Raw genomic sequence first — 14,192 nt, forward strand, 5'->3', positions numbered from 1 at the left:
ATATAGTGTGATCTAGACAGCTGGTTTCTTCAGATGGGCCAATGCTGCTGTGACAGTTCTTCAATCTTTTTCTGATGAGCCCAAATGGCTGCGTACTCTTCCATGATCTGGTGATGCACGTCGATCACCCTTTCTTGATCCTGCAAGCTAGGCAGAGGCACCGATAGATATTTGATGTCATTCGCCTTGAGTATGGGGATTCCCGTCCCACTGGCGATCTCCTCAAGATATTGCTGCACCATGGGTGAAGAGAGGTAACGATAGAGGTATTCTGGCCTTACTATGTGCTCTTTGGCTCGGAGGATGAAAAAGACTTGGCCTGCTATCCAATTGTTGCCGCAGTTATTTCCTACCAGAGCAACTCGCCCGATACTCCCCTTACTGATAAGCAGCACATCTCCTGGTCGTAATTGTTGTTGCTCAGCGCGCTTGCGGGTACGCCCAGCCACATTGAGTTCCTTTCCAGGCTCCTGGATGCTTATTTGCCCGCTAACATCGATGTCGCGACCACCAATTTCGATGAAGAGCTTGCCATCCTCGCCCCCTTCACCCTTGAGCGTTTGTGCGCGCACAATTTCAGCAACTTCACTAAGTGGGTGGATGCTCTCTTGGCTGTTAATTTTCTGGGTGGCAATACCCATCACATAGCGATTAACCGAGAGGTCGAAGTCGTTACTCTCTATTTCGCTTTGGCTAACCTGTCGGCAGGTTGCTTCATTTATGGGGTTTATCACAACCTGATTTAGTTTTTCCCAGAAGTCGCTACGCAATTGGAGCTTTTTGCTGCTTTTCGTAGGGGCATCTTTCATCAGACGAGAGGCATCTACGAAGGTAATGAAATCTCCCTGCTGACGCTTTTTATCTAACACGACCAGCACCGGTGGAATAGTGGTACCTAAAAGCGTTTGGTCTGGCATTTGAATTACCATGTCGATGACGTTGTCACTTACAAGTTCTTCTCTAAGGGCGTACTCCGCCATGTCGTAAAGCGTACCGGGAGGCAACAGAACAACTGCTCGGCTAGTAGCAAGCTCATATGCTTCTTGAAAACCAACAGCATCCGATCGGCGAGATCGCTGCTTACCAGAGCTCTCTGAGTAAAGAACTTTGACACCCATTGGAGGAGCAGACAGCACCACTTCTGCATGTAGTAATTGTTCACTACGATCCTTGCTCACCATGGATGCGCCACATATCAATACCAAGGCTTCAGACAGCAAGGTGTGCGACTGGCTTACGTAGGTGCGTTCTGCTGCTCTATCTGATAAAGCCATCAGCAGATCACCTCGATGATAGGCTGCGATCACCCGCTTTTCGGCTGTACGGCCTAGCGCTACCATCAGCTCAGCCAGCTTCAGGGGAAGAGTGTGTTCACCTGCTTGTTGCCCCAGAGTTTGTTCAGCCAGGTTTGCAAGCTCCTTGATCAAGGATTCAGCGTCGGGCCATTCTAGATGCGCCGTCTTTTCCTGCAGCTCCTGAACGGCTCGGCCTGTGCAATTCATTTCCAGGAAGCCTGTATCCATGTTCGATGAGCCTACCGCAGTATCTAGAGCTTCCCTCATCGCTTTCATGGCCAAGGTAATACCAGGGCGATCTTTAGGGGCCGGGAGCCCGAGCTCCGGTCGGTGTTGAAAACACCAGGACCAGGCAGCCAGTAAGGAAGCTTGGTATACGATGTTGTGGCTGCTCAAGCCTTGGCTTTTCAGCGTGTCAACCAGTGATGCAAGCATGTGCTTTGGCTTAGTGCTTAACATTGGTAGCCGGCCTTTTACGGTTATAGCTGTTGATGCGATAGGCAGTAATTTGCGTATCTCCACTTTCGACGACTACAAAGCCACCTTTCTCATGAGCCTTGAGAAGCTCCTTGCGAAAGCCGTCCAGTCCCGCCAGTAATTCATCAATATTTTTGCGATCCAGGACGATATGGCCACCATTGTCTATGCCGTATTGGCTGGTCAGATCCACTAGGCGGCTAGTAATACCGCGCTGCCCCATACGCTGATGCATGTGTCGTGTACGTGCCATTAAAGAGTCCTCCACCGTGATGGAAGAGAGTGTAGGTTGGCGAATATTACTTTTCAAGTAATATCGTTACTTAAATGGTAATTAGCTGAAATATTATTCCTTTTATTACAATTTAGGCGCGGTATTGCTTGGCTTTGGGGCTACTTTAGCAGCAAAACAAGATCCTGAAGGCATGGTTGAAGCGTAAGCAGTGCTATCAGGTTCAATTTCCACTACAGCCCTTCTTGACCTCGGCATTTCCATCCGATGTCGATCCGTCACGCAGTAGTCGGCCGTTCAGGGTGGCTCTCGCTTATGTGTATCTGTCGCGGGCAACGCCTGGGGGCCCTGCCTAAGATATCTACTTCAGCGAGGAGGTCATCACCGTCTTCCCAACCTTCCAACTCCTCATCAATATCATTGAGGAAGAAGGCACTATTGTAGTGAGATGTCTGCAATGATGACTCATCGAAATTCCTAACTGTCGAGGCCGTGTGGCTAGGAACCACGCTTTTTAATGGGGGGCGTCTCTGATTAGCCGGTGCCTTGGTCAACACTTCACGATCGTAATTTGACGAAGAGGTGGTATCTCAAGCAGACCGGCTAACGCAAAGGCTTAACCAATGTAAACAAAACATAATGATGACAGGCTGCTAGTTGCTACCTTGAACTGCGGCTTAGCTGCGACTAGTGCCAAATGCTCTGACCCCAAGCCCATAATGCTTAGTCTCAGCTTTGCAAAGATAAGAGGCGCGATAGAACGCCTCCTGAAAGCTGTTTAGATCATCCCTGTCGATCCAATAATACGGATGGGCTGGTACGTGAACCCATGGCTCTTGAGGATTCCAAGCAATACCTAGCGCGCTGTACCAAGCGCGGGACACGCGGCTAATAAGGTTTTCATTGGGAGAGCATGCCCTACCGGGCATGTGATAAGCATCGCGGTTAAGTAGCAAAAAGAAGTGATAGTGAGGTTTACCATTATTGCCTACCTCGCAGCACCACACATAGCGCACTTTGGTATCTGGCACCCAGCCGCTCTGACGCTTATGCTGCCGGTCGTGTTTGATAATAGCCTTCAGAGAAGCAATGAACCTTGAGATTAGGCCTTTATAATCCTCTAGCGTCATCCTATCGCTTATATCGGTTGGTATTACTGGATCAACACGCAAAGCCAATACTCGAGGATATTCACATATCGCCTTCTGCATTGTTTCGTTTAGCGCTTGAAGGTATTCACTCACCATCGGCAAATATTCTTCTTGAACGGGCATACCGTTAAACAAGGAGTCATAGTGCAAGTGTGTCATTTTCAATCTCCGGCACGTGGATAATTGCCCATTACCGACAAGGCATGGGCTTTAGTGGCAGGCACGATGAATCCTCCAGCGATATCTGGATTCAAACGAATATTGATGGAGTATCGGCTTGTTTGGTTAGGTACGGGGCTTGAGGCCCCTTCCCTTACCCTTTGATTAGTCAATTACTCTCTAAATAAGATCTATTGGTTTACTTACAGAAATTACCTAGACTTATATAATTTAAACAAGGGTCGAAAAGGCTGATTTAATGATCATCAACCTAAATGGACTGTGGTGTGAGCAGGTGATAGGTACTGGACTATCAACTCTTTAATTAAATTAGAGTTTCCTAAATAAACAAGCATTAAGCAACCTCTTCATCCCTACGCCTAATGCTTTCATTAATCCAAGCCTCGATCTCACTATCAACCCAGGCCACGGCACGGGTGCCTAGTTTAGTAGGTTGAGGGAACTGCCCAAGGCTTATGTACTTGTAGATCGTTGATTTGGCCAAGCCAGTACGATCCATGACGTCTTTGATGCGGATCAGTTTCATGCTCATGACGAACTCCTGTTATTCGTTCATGACATGAGGAAGCTGAGTATTTTTAATTGGAAAGTGGCCATAAAACCTACGTATTTAACTAGAAGACGTTAGAGAGCGGAGCCACCAAGGGCCTCATCAGGCTCATTTTTTTCTGGAAAATATTCGTGGTAATGAGTTTGCCAATAAGCTTTTAGATCTTCACGTACACTTAATGGGAATGTGCATACTTCTTGTATGAGTTTTTGACCTGAGGAGCCATAACCACGAAGCTGAAACATGGCCAAGCTTTTATTAGCAGGCTTTTTATGAAAAATGGGAATCAACATAAAGTCCATTGATTCATAATCCATCTCCCCGTGAATGTGGGCATGGCTCCGCAGCGCATATTGAAGGTGTTTAGCCAAATGATGGGATAATGCATAACAAAATTTAACAAGGTGAGAGTAAGAATCAGGATTCCTCGCAGTAGTTGGTTCGGTCTCGCTTAGTGCTTTGTCTTCTTCATCCTGGAGGCAGTCAACATTTCCGCCAGCCACGGTATCCATCTCACCATTAAAATCGTCATTTTTGAAGTCATTAGGCAAAGAACCTAAGCGGCGTGCAATACTCGCGATGATTTCTGGGTGTGGGTCTCTCAGGCCTACCCCGCCTTCAATCATTTCAGTCCAGGCTGATGAGAGCAGCCACATTGCATCTACATGTACACTAGTCAACAGCCAAGCAGCGTCATCGGCATCGTAAGCCGTAAGCAAAGCTTCTATGCCATCTTCTAGGGGATAAGAGCTAGGCAGTAACTCCATAGCAGAGTGGTATACGTTCTGAGCTTTTTTAACGTTAGCTTTATAAACTTTGGCAACCCTATCTAAAGGCTCTTTTGATAGGGTTGCCTCTTCCATCTCGGTTGATGCATGTCTGTTAGCAGCTTCAATAGCTTTATACTCCTCTATCAATGCCGCGATTTTTAGACTACTTACTCCTGCGGCCAAAGCTGCATCAACTATGCCATCTACTAACTCCGTTCTCTTATGCTCAGAGTTTGAGGTCGGTAATAGAATATTTACTGACTCTCTGCCACCGTTACCCAGCAACGGATGGGCTAGGTCAAGCAAGTATATGGAGGTCTTTCGAACACTGGCATGGGGGGCGTAGCGACCTGGCTCGTGATGCGTAATGAGCCCCAAGTCACTTAGCTTCTTCAACTGACTCGTAATGCGATAGCGCGACATCCCTGTTAGGCGGCGCATCGCTGATACGCTTAAACAGGTAACGACGCCTGGTGAGTCTGCATGCGCTAATAGCACCATCAGCAGCCAGCGATTAGGTAGCGACAAACTAGTGGCTCGGAGACGGCTACCCTCAATCAAACCGACTTTATGATCAGTGGTAGATAAACGTGTCGTTTTGCCAGAGTGTTGATTTCTTCAACATGTTGCTCACAAGCATGTGCAGGGATAGTTGCAATTGCCTTTACCAGCTTAGCTGATAAGCGATATCGCGAGCCTGGTCTCCCAGGCCCCTGACGTGGCAGTCGTTCTATATCAACAAATCGCTCTTGATTATCTCCCTGCTTACCAGTGAGTACCCCCCAAGCACGACGACCCTGCGCATAGGTTAAGCCCAGACGGGCAAAAAGTGTCTGAAGTGAGCTTTCGACACTATTTTCAGGGCCGATAAGCAAAGCCCACTGCATCACCAACCATCGTGCTTCAGGAGGCAATTCAGGGTTTTGGTAAGTCAGCAATGTTGTATTCATTGCTAATATTTAGGCGTTTCACAAGATAATTAAAATCCTATTTGTTTACTTATAAAAAATAAATTCATGACATTGTTTGATCACATTGTGCTCATACAGTGCCAGCACGTTGTGATATTACAACGTGACAGCTGGTTTTTACATGTGAGTGCAGCTATGATGCTCACTCAATTTATAAGCAACATCATTATTGGTTAGCGCTAATGACACAGCCGTTTGATTGGATAAATAAGAGTAATAATGACCAGTTGGCTTGGATCGCTTCTTACATGGGCCGTAAGGCGATTGCCGGTTCTTCTCTGTTCACATTAGTGAAGAATCACAATCAATTTGGCTATCAAGAAATGGCTAAAAGCTTAAATTTGCTTCCAGATAATGCAGAGTATCGAGAGGCCAGCAGACAGATGAAAAGTGCTTGGCAAACTCGCCAACACCGGAAAAAACATGGCAATCCAGTATCCCTTCAGATGCCAAAAGAGTCTTTGAAGAAACTTAATGCTTTGGCCAAAAACCATGGGCAATCCCAGGGCAATACCCTTAGTCAAATCATCAACGACGCGATTAATGATCAAAAGCGCGACACAGCGCAAGCTAGAGGAGATCGAGAAAAACTGAGAGCCCAACTGAATAAACAGCATGAAAAAGCTCAGCAAATAGAGCATGACTACATGACAGTGGTAAACAGCTTAATGAATACCCTGGCAGAGGAATTAAGCTATCGCTGTCGTCTAGAAGCGTTTGTGGGAGGGTGGGATGACTCACCTCTGGAAAGCAATGATAAGCAGACATATCACGACTTGGTAGAAAAACGTGTCTCCCATGCAGAGTTGAATACTAGCAAGCTTAAATCGTTAAACTGTTATGCTTTCCCTACTCTTCGCATGCGGATGCGAGAACAGGCAATAATAAATGGTATTGAAGAATCAGATACCGGCTTACTGTAAAGCCTTATCGCCTACAGTTAGTGCCTTCGAGCGCTCATGGTGCGTCTGCTAGGTCATAGTCTACGCCAAGAGAAATGCGCTCATTGTTTAAAACTAGCCTGGAATTTCTTTCCCCCTTAACTGCAATGAATGATTACGCTAGCTAAAAGCGCTTTCCTCCCCTTTGTCATTACCTATTGCAAAGCTGAGAGTTGTGGCAAAAGCTCTACATGCACCTCTTACACTGACGTAGCACCAAATATGAAAATATTTCTAACAAGAAATTTATCGAAATGTTAAACATTTAATTGGGGGACTAATTGGGGGGCCGACTAAATATTAGACACAAAAAAGCCGCTGAAATCAGCGGCTTAATCGTAGTATATGGCGGAGGGACAGGGATTCGAACCCTGGATAGGCTATTAACCTATGCCGGTTTTCAAGACCGGTGCATTCAACCGCTCTGCCATCCCTCCGGCTTATGGGTGCGTATACTAACAGCTTTTCCTTGGAAGTCAACGCCTTTTAGTACAAACGTAACCCGACGCGGGTAATCTTTCCGCCTTCCATATCGCTGACCACCCAATGAATACCATGCCAATCGACGTCGTCCCCGATAACCGGGTGGCCGCCCACGCGCAGGGCGATAAATTCCGCCAGTGTCATGTCCTGCTCACCGGGGCTGAGCGTTAGGCCATAGGCTTGGGCGATATCCTGCATTTGCGCGCTGCCATCCAGGGTAAAGGTACCGAAGAAGGCGCGCTCCTGCTTGAGCTTGGCATCGCCATTGAATAGTCGGTTAAGCGCGTACAAGTCCTCTGAGCGGCCGATCACACAAATCACATCGCCCAGCTTCAAGCGCGTGCTGCCCTTGGGGTGCAGCATGGCGTGGTCGCGGAACAGCGCGGAAATCAAAGCACCTGAAGGAAAACGCAGCAGCCGGATGGGCACATCCTCTAAATCCTGGTTTTCGACCCCGTACACAAACAGCTCAAAGTCGTTTTCCGGCAGGATGCCCAGCGGGCCGCGCCGGTTAGGCACGGTGCCTACCGGCACTTCCACCTTCAACCACTTGGCCATCAGCGTCAGTGAGCCGCCCTGAATCAGTAGCGACATCAATACCACGGCGAAGGCCACATTAAAGTAGAGCGAGGCGTTTTCTACCCCACCGATAACCGGGAAAATAGCCAGCACGATAGGCACCGCCCCTCTCAAGCCCACCCAGGCAATGAAGAAGGTTTCCCGCCAACGGAATTTAAAGAACGGTTTGATGGTGATCAGCACCGCCAACGGGCGGGCAATAAAGATGAGCGCCAGTGCCACCAAACCCGCGGGCAGTGCCACGTCCCATAACTCACTGGGTGTAACCAGCAGGCCAAGTACCAGGAACAGGCCGATTTGGCTTAGCCACGCCAAGCCGTCGTGCACCGGCAGAATAAAGTTAAGGTGGCGCCCAGGCTGGTTACCAATCATCAAACCAGCAAGGTAGATGGCCAAAAATCCGCTACCGCCCAGCACACTGGTTAAACCGAATACGCTGAACCCCAGCGCCAGCGCCAGCATGGCATAAAGGCCTGGGGCTAAATCGAGCCAGCGAAGCAGCTTGGCACTCAGCCAACCGCCCCCTAGGCCGACAACCAAACCAATACCAAACTGGGAAAGGAAAAACAGCAGGGTTTCAACGGGGCCACCAATATCACCAACAAGCAGCTCAACCAGCATCAGGGTCAGGAAAATTGCCATCGGGTCGTTGGTACCCGACTCGATCTCCAGCGTCGCCCCTACCGTTCGTTGAGATTAACGCCGCGACCGCTAAGCATGGAGAAAACCGCAGCGGCATCGGTTGAACCTACGATGGCGCCAACCAGCAGGCCCTGTACTATCGTTAGGTCAAAAATCCACATCGCGATAACGCCAACAATGGCGCTGGTGATAAAGACGCCAAAGGTCGCGAGGGAAAGCGCGGGTTTAAAACCCACTCGGAAGGTTTTGAGGCGAGTACGTAAGCCACCGTCTAACAAAATCATGGCCAGCGCGAGGTGGCCGATGGCAAAGGCCATGGAGTAATCGTCAAACACTACGCCCAGTACGCCCTCTTCACCTGCTAGCATGCCTAGCCCAAGGAAGATCAGCAGCAGCGGCACACCCATCATCGACGATAAGCGGCTGGCCAAAATGCTGAGGGCCATAAGAGAACCGCCTACCAAAAAGAACGTATAAATTGTGTCCATGACTCTCCGTCTCTACATCAATACAGCGCTATTATTGCATGTAACCGTTGAATTTACTGTCTCTTCTCAGCGCCCCCTTATGCTCAAGGGGCTGGTCAGAAGCTTTCCCAGGCGGCTACACTTCGCCGTTACAACCCCTGGAGTTACTGACTATGTTGCGTTGCCTCTTACGCTGTTGGCACCCTATCCTGTTGAGTCTTATCGTCACCTTATTGTTTTCTAATTCAGTTATTTACGCAAATGAAGAGCGCGAAGAAAGCCCTTCAGAAACGGCGCCGCTGACGCTAGATACAGATGTTGAGGTGCCGGAAGCATTTTGGCGAAACATTGACAGCGAAAGCGTCGAGGAAGTGCCCACCACGGCGCAAACCCCGGCACCGCCGCTCGAACCACCGCCGGTTAAACACATCACGCTAATGCTGGATTGGTACTTGAGCCCGCAGCACGCAGCCTTGGTGATTGCTAAAGAGCGAGGGCTGTACGCTGCCCAAGGACTTGAAGTGGAGATTCAGTCACCGGCCGACCCCTCCATCGCTATCAAGCTGCTAACCGCAGGTGAAGTCGATTTGGCGCTGACCCGCCAGCCGCTGCTTCATATGCAGGCTCATAACGGCGCGCCAATCGTCCGCATCGCGACACTGATCGAAACCTCGCTGACGGCGGTCATTGTGGCGGGCGAGGAGCAGGCGGAAACCGAAAATACCTTGGCAGGGTTACACTATGGTTATACCACCGGAGAAGGTCGCGACCTGAGCATCCCGCGTTTACTCCCCCGCTCGGTACAACAAACCGATGATTTCACCCCGCCCATCAACCTGCACTTCGACCCCATTCGAGCAATGCGGGAGGGTCAGATTGACGCGGTCGCCGATGGCTTTTACCACTACCTTCCTCAGCAGTTGGCGACTGAAGGCATTAACACCCACGTCATTCGCTTCGATGAGTTAGATATCCCCCGTAATGACGGCCTGGTGGTATTGGCCAATAGCGATACGCTTGCGCGCCGCGCTGATACCTGGTCTCGCTTCGTGCTTGCCGTTGAGCAAGCCAGCCACTGGATTATCGACAACCCTGACGCCGCCTGGGAGCTGCTGATTAGCGCGCACCCTGTGCTCGATAATGACATTAACGCCAACGCCTGGGAGGACATCCTGCGCCGCATGGCGCTGAGCCCGCGGCGTTAGATAGCCGCCGTTACGCTGACTTTGAAACCTTTCTACACAAAATGGGCCTTACTGACGAGACGCTGCCGTATCGCGTTTAGCAGTAGATCCACACACTTTATAACCAAGTATTAATAGCTCTCCATCCACTACCATGGCGGCCCATGAGCGAAACAGCTTTAATTTTTGCAAAAGGTAAGGGGCGTTGTTTTGCCAATCAGGTGGGCAAGTGCCGTGGCGCGTGCAATGGTCAGGAGTCGATAGCAGCGCATACCCAGGGGGCGCAGGAAGCGCTCACCCAGCTTCAGGTCAATGTTTGGCCGTGGCCGGGCAGCATTGCTATTGAGGGGCAGTCAGCGGGCGCTACAGCAGCGCCCGCAAGCTTTGATGTGGATATAGCTACCGAATTTTGAACCGTTTCTTGCGTTACCCAGAGCAGCACGGATTAACTGTCACGCCACTCTGATAAAACAGCGCGTTTCTTAAGCATTTACTAAACACGCATCTACTGCGCGTCTAGAAACGCCGTCACTGCCTGCTGGAAGGCTTCCGGCTGGTCGGCGTGTAGCCAGTGACCGGCATTTTTGAGCGTTACCACACGGGCACAAGGCAGCACCTCACGCAGCGCGGGGATCATATCGTCAGCCACATAGTGGGAATCGCCGCCACGCAGCACCAGCACCGGGCCTTCAAAAGGCTGCTCGCCATCGGGCACGCCGATAATGTCGCTATAACCGCGCTTGATCTGATCTAAGCCTACCCGAATCGCCATCACGTTATCGTCATTGCGCACCAGATTAGTGGCCAAGAACAGCCGTGTGGGTCGCGACTCTACATGCTCGCCCAACAGATCATCGGCTTCACGACGATTTTTGGGCTGGCCTTCCCGCACATTATCGAGCGCGGCAAACACATCATCGTGGCCATGCTCATAAGCCACCGGGGCAATATCCGCCACAATCAACGACGCCACCCGCTCAGGCGCCAAGCGCGCCAAACTGATCGCCACTTTGCCACCCATGGAGTGGCCCAGCACATGAGCGCGCTTGATCGAGAGCTTGTCCAATAGCGCTATCACGTCATCCGCCATGGTGGCGTAACGCATTCCCTCTGCATGGGGTGAGCGGCCATGGTTACGCAGATCCAGCGCAATCACCCGGCGGCTGCCCTGCCACACTTTTAAGTGCGAACGCCAATTATCGGCACTCCCCAGCAAACCATGAATCACCACCAGCGGAGGTGTATCTGCGGCGGCTTCGTCGGCGGGCATATCGATAAAGTGGAGATCAACGGTGGCAACGTCAGTCATGCTAGCTCCTCAGCCTTGCGGACTCTGTGTGTTTACGCGATTACGCCGTACGGGGCTCGGCATCCACCTGGCCTGTCCAAACCACCAAGCGGCGCGTTAGCCAGGCAAGCAGCAAGCCATACAGCGGAAGGAAAAACAGCAGGCTGATAGCGAGCTTAATGGCATAGTCGACGGCGGCGATTTCTATCCAATTGGCGGCCATAAAGGGGTCTGGGCTGTTATAGAACGCCGCCGAGAAGAATGCAAAGGTGTCAGCCAGGTTACCCAACACCGTTGAGCAAACGGGTGCTACCCACCATGCCCACTGGCGCAAACGGTCAAACACTTGTACATCCAGCAACTGGCCAATCACATAGGCCAGGAAGCTGGCGAGGGCGATACGGGCGACAAACAGGTTCCACTCCGAAAGTGCCTCAATCCCGGCAAAGCTGCCGCGGGGAAATACCACGGATACCACATAGGAGACCAGCAGTGCGGGAAGCATAACGCGCAGAATAATCGATCGCGCCGGCCCTTTGCCAAACAGACGTACCGTTAGGTCGGTGGCTAGAAAAATAAACGGGAAGCTAAACGCGCCCCAGGTGGTATGAAAGCCAAACAGCGTAAACGGCAGCTGAACGAGATAGTTACTGGCGGCAATAATGCCGATATGGAAAGCCACCATCACCATTAGGCAACGGCGGTGTTGAGTCTCACTCAATGCAAACATGCGGGTAGACCTTTTTTTAATAGATAAGAGGGGTTAGGGAACCCTCGGGGTAGTAAGCGCATCGCCAAATCAACGTTGATAAAACTGGCGCTGTTCTGGGGAGCGCATTATACGGCTTATACATGATATTAAAAGCCAAGGGATGGAAGCCGCCACCCCTTGGCAATCTGCATGCCCTCGCACTTGGCTAATAAAAAGTAGCCGCATCAATCCAGCGGTGTGGCTCTATCAGCGGCACCTACCGAGCGTTCACGCATGACGGCGTGAACATCGGTCAGGCTGGTGGGGTCATCAATGGTGGAGGGAATACCAAACTCTTTGCCATCGGCAATCGTGCGCAGTAGCTTGCGCAGAATTTTACCCGAACGGGTTTTGGGTAAGCGGTCGACCACTAACACCTGCTTGAAGCAGGCAATTGGGCCAATATGCTCGCGAACCCACGCAATGAGCTCGGCCTCCAGTGTCGCTTCATCGCCATTAAAACCATCTTTAGGAATCACCAGGCCAATCGGCAATTGCCCTTTAAGATCGTCATGAATCCCAATCACCGCGCACTCGGCCACCGCGGGATGGGCGCCAACCACCTCTTCCATTTCACCGGTCGAGAGTCTGTGCCCTGCCACGTTAATAACGTCATCGGTACGGCCCATAATGAACAGATAACCCTGCTCATCAAAATAACCGCCATCGCCGGTCAAATAATAACCGGGGAACGCCGCCATATAAGCGCTATGAAAACGCTTCTCGTCGCGCCAAACGCCGGTCAAACAACCTGGCGGCATGGGCTGTTTGATCACTACACTGCCCTGCTCCATGGGTTTGGCCTGTTCACCATCACGGTTGAGCACCTGCACATTGAAGCCAGGAACGGGGAACGTTGCGGATCCCGCTTTGGTGGGCACGGCCTCTATGCCGGGCAAGTTGGCGGCGATGGGCCAGCCGGTTTCAGTTTGCCACCAGTGATCAATCACCGGCACGTCCAAAAGGTCATCCAGCCAGTGAAACGTGGGTGGATCGAGGCGTTCTCCGGCCACATAGAGGTGCTTTAGGCTGCTGATATCGTAGTTCAGTAACAGTTTAGCATCAGGATCCTCTTTCTTAATCGCACGGAAGGCCGTGGGCGCAGTGAAGAAACTCTTCACCCGGTACTCCTCGATCAAGCGCCAGAAGCTGCCCGCATCGGGGGTTTTTACCGGCTTCCCTTCGTATACCACCGTGGTGCAACCAAGTAGCAAGGGGGCGTAAACAATGTAGGAATGCCCAACGACCCAGCCCACATCCGAGGCGGTAAAGAACACTTCACCGGGCTCCATGGCGTAGATCGCCTGCATCGAATAGGCCAGCGCTACCGCGTAGCCACCCGTATCGCGCATAACACCTTTGGGTTTTCCGGTGGTGCCTGAGGTATAGAGGATATACAGCGGGTCGGTTCCCTTCACCGGCACGCATTCAGCAAACGGCGCCTTCGCAACCAACTCTTCCCAGTCGTAATCGCCCTCCTCCAGTTCAGCCCGGTGCGCTTCACGCTGATAAACGACGCAGGCATCCGGCTTATGGGCGCTTAATTCAACGGCTTGGTCTACCATTGGCTTATAGGGCAACACCTTGCCCAGCTCGATACCGCAGGAAGCGGCAACCACCACTTTAGGCTCGGCGTCTTCAATCCGCGCCGCCAGCTCATGGGGGGCGAAGCCACCAAATACCACCGAGTGAATAGCGCCAAGCCGCGCGCAGGCGTACATGGCCACCAGCGCTTCGGGGATCATTGGCATATAAATCACCACACGATCCCCCTTAGTGACGCCTAGTTGCGTTAGCGCCCCCGCAAAATACGCCACTTTATCGCGCATTTCGCGGTAGCTAAGGGTGAGTTTGGCTTGTGCGGCAGGCGAATCCCAGAAAATCGCCGCCTGATCACCGCGCCCATTTTCGACATGATAATCCAGTGCAGCGTAGCTAAGATTCATTTCACCGTCGCTGAACCAACGAGCATGCTCTTTCCCAGGGCTCTGCTTATCGTAGCTGAGAATGGTTTTAGGCGGCGTATACCAGGGAATACGTTTGGCCTGCTCGGCCCAGAACGATTCAGGGTGTTCGATGGAGCGTTGGAAGGTGTGTTGGTAGCGGTTCATGGTATCCCTATCTTTTTTGTAGTAACGATCAAGGAGAATTGTTGACACTTTATAAAGGAAACCGATATTTCGCCCTCATACTATGGGCTAAATAGCGACCAAAGCGGTAGACAGGTACCA

General features: G+C 51.1%; 11 protein-coding genes, 1 tRNA gene and 2 pseudogenes. 3 read left to right on the forward strand and 11 right to left on the reverse strand.

All coding sequences use genetic code 11. The features are described 5' to 3' along the window. Positions 1-29 precede the first annotated feature (29 nt). The 6 genes from FDY98_RS12645 to FDY98_RS12670 all read right to left on the reverse strand — a co-directional run bounded on the left by FDY98_RS12645 (position 30) and on the right by FDY98_RS12670 (position 5,593). Positions 30-1,523 carry an N-6 DNA methylase gene (locus tag FDY98_RS12645; protein WP_196518026.1) on the reverse strand — a complete coding sequence of 498 codons (1,494 nt, stop codon included), beginning with the start codon at positions 1,521-1,523 and terminating at the stop codon, positions 30-32. Positions 1,524-1,740: 217 nt separating this feature from the next. Then, positions 1,741-2,025 (reverse strand): hypothetical protein, encoded by a 285-nt coding sequence (locus FDY98_RS12650; RefSeq protein WP_155705886.1) that lies wholly within the window; start codon positions 2,023-2,025, stop codon positions 1,741-1,743. A 656-nt stretch (positions 2,026-2,681) separates the two neighbouring features. Further along, positions 2,682-3,314, reverse strand: coding sequence for an inovirus Gp2 family protein (locus FDY98_RS12655; protein WP_035537318.1), 633 nt, complete (start codon positions 3,312-3,314; stop codon positions 2,682-2,684). 355 nt (positions 3,315-3,669) lie between these two features. After that, a complete protein-coding gene (locus tag FDY98_RS12660) occupies positions 3,670-3,867 on the reverse strand; it encodes a helix-turn-helix transcriptional regulator (protein WP_027965439.1) in 198 nt (65 codons plus the stop codon). Positions 3,868-3,959: 92 nt separating this feature from the next. Next, positions 3,960-5,183 (reverse strand): MarR family transcriptional regulator, encoded by a 1,224-nt coding sequence (locus FDY98_RS12665; RefSeq protein ID WP_155705888.1) that lies wholly within the window; start codon positions 5,181-5,183, stop codon positions 3,960-3,962. Between the two features lie 29 nt (positions 5,184-5,212). Further along, positions 5,213-5,593, reverse strand: coding sequence for a hypothetical protein (locus tag FDY98_RS12670; RefSeq protein ID WP_155705889.1), 381 nt, complete (start codon positions 5,591-5,593; stop codon positions 5,213-5,215). Positions 5,594-5,808: 215 nt separating this feature from the next. Here FDY98_RS12670 and FDY98_RS12675 point away from each other — a divergent pair, with 215 nt between their 5' ends. Further along, positions 5,809-6,549 carry a hypothetical protein gene (locus tag FDY98_RS12675; protein ID WP_027959542.1) on the forward strand — a complete coding sequence of 247 codons (741 nt, stop codon included), beginning with the start codon at positions 5,809-5,811 and terminating at the stop codon, positions 6,547-6,549. 364 nt (positions 6,550-6,913) lie between these two features. Here FDY98_RS12675 and FDY98_RS12680 read toward each other — a convergent pair. After that, a tRNA-Ser gene (locus FDY98_RS12680) sits at positions 6,914-7,004 on the reverse strand. Positions 7,005-7,053: 49 nt separating this feature from the next. Next, positions 7,054-8,759 (reverse strand): annotated as a pseudogene (locus tag FDY98_RS12685) (potassium/proton antiporter). A gap of 152 nt (positions 8,760-8,911) precedes the next feature. Here FDY98_RS12685 and FDY98_RS12690 point away from each other — a divergent pair. Both FDY98_RS12690 and FDY98_RS12695 read left to right on the forward strand, forming a co-directional pair. Beyond that, complete coding sequence (locus FDY98_RS12690) at positions 8,912-9,943, forward strand: ABC transporter substrate-binding protein (protein ID WP_340146545.1); 1,032 nt, start codon at positions 8,912-8,914, stop codon at positions 9,941-9,943. Positions 9,944-10,113: 170 nt separating this feature from the next. After that, positions 10,114-10,388 (forward strand): annotated as a pseudogene (locus FDY98_RS12695) (DNA polymerase III subunit epsilon); the annotation flags it as partial. Between the two features lie 39 nt (positions 10,389-10,427). On the opposite strand, the gene FDY98_RS12700 reads toward FDY98_RS12695, so the two are convergent. The 3 genes from FDY98_RS12700 to FDY98_RS12710 all read right to left on the reverse strand — a co-directional run bounded on the left by FDY98_RS12700 (position 10,428) and on the right by FDY98_RS12710 (position 14,072). Further along, positions 10,428-11,231 carry an alpha/beta fold hydrolase gene (locus FDY98_RS12700; RefSeq protein ID WP_027959546.1) on the reverse strand — a complete coding sequence of 268 codons (804 nt, stop codon included), beginning with the start codon at positions 11,229-11,231 and terminating at the stop codon, positions 10,428-10,430. Positions 11,232-11,271: 40 nt separating this feature from the next. Further along, positions 11,272-11,940, reverse strand: coding sequence for a 7-cyano-7-deazaguanine/7-aminomethyl-7-deazaguanine transporter (locus FDY98_RS12705; protein ID WP_009287831.1), 669 nt, complete (start codon positions 11,938-11,940; stop codon positions 11,272-11,274). Between the two features lie 206 nt (positions 11,941-12,146). Continuing rightward, complete coding sequence (locus FDY98_RS12710; protein WP_027959547.1) at positions 12,147-14,072, reverse strand: propionyl-CoA synthetase; 1,926 nt, start codon at positions 14,070-14,072, stop codon at positions 12,147-12,149. Between the last annotated feature and the right edge of the window lie 120 nt (positions 14,073-14,192).

The organism is Halomonas sp. PA16-9, from assembly GCF_009728585.1.
In the GTDB taxonomy this organism is placed as follows: Bacteria; Pseudomonadota; Gammaproteobacteria; order Pseudomonadales; family Halomonadaceae; genus Vreelandella; species Vreelandella titanicae.

What these genes read in the sequence shown, in the direction of transcription:
- FDY98_RS12645 (WP_196518026.1), bottom strand. Translation starts at nt 1,523, where the DNA reads ATGGATACAGGCTTCCTGGAAATGAATTGCACAGGCCGAGCCGTTCAG.
- FDY98_RS12650 (WP_155705886.1), bottom strand. Translation starts at nt 2,025, where the DNA reads ATGGCACGTACACGACACATGCATCAGCGTATGGGGCAGCGCGGTATT.
- FDY98_RS12655 (WP_035537318.1), bottom strand. Translation starts at nt 3,314, where the DNA reads ATGACACACTTGCACTATGACTCCTTGTTTAACGGTATGCCCGTTCAA.
- FDY98_RS12660 (WP_027965439.1), bottom strand. Translation starts at nt 3,867, where the DNA reads ATGAGCATGAAACTGATCCGCATCAAAGACGTCATGGATCGTACTGGC.
- FDY98_RS12675 (WP_027959542.1), top strand. Translation starts at nt 5,809, where the DNA reads ATGACACAGCCGTTTGATTGGATAAATAAGAGTAATAATGACCAGTTG.
- FDY98_RS12690 (WP_340146545.1), top strand. Translation starts at nt 8,912, where the DNA reads ATGTTGCGTTGCCTCTTACGCTGTTGGCACCCTATCCTGTTGAGTCTT.
- FDY98_RS12700 (WP_027959546.1), bottom strand. Translation starts at nt 11,231, where the DNA reads ATGACTGACGTTGCCACCGTTGATCTCCACTTTATCGATATGCCCGCC.
- FDY98_RS12705 (WP_009287831.1), bottom strand. Translation starts at nt 11,940, where the DNA reads ATGTTTGCATTGAGTGAGACTCAACACCGCCGTTGCCTAATGGTGATG.
- FDY98_RS12710 (WP_027959547.1), bottom strand. Translation starts at nt 14,072, where the DNA reads ATGAACCGCTACCAACACACCTTCCAACGCTCCATCGAACACCCTGAA.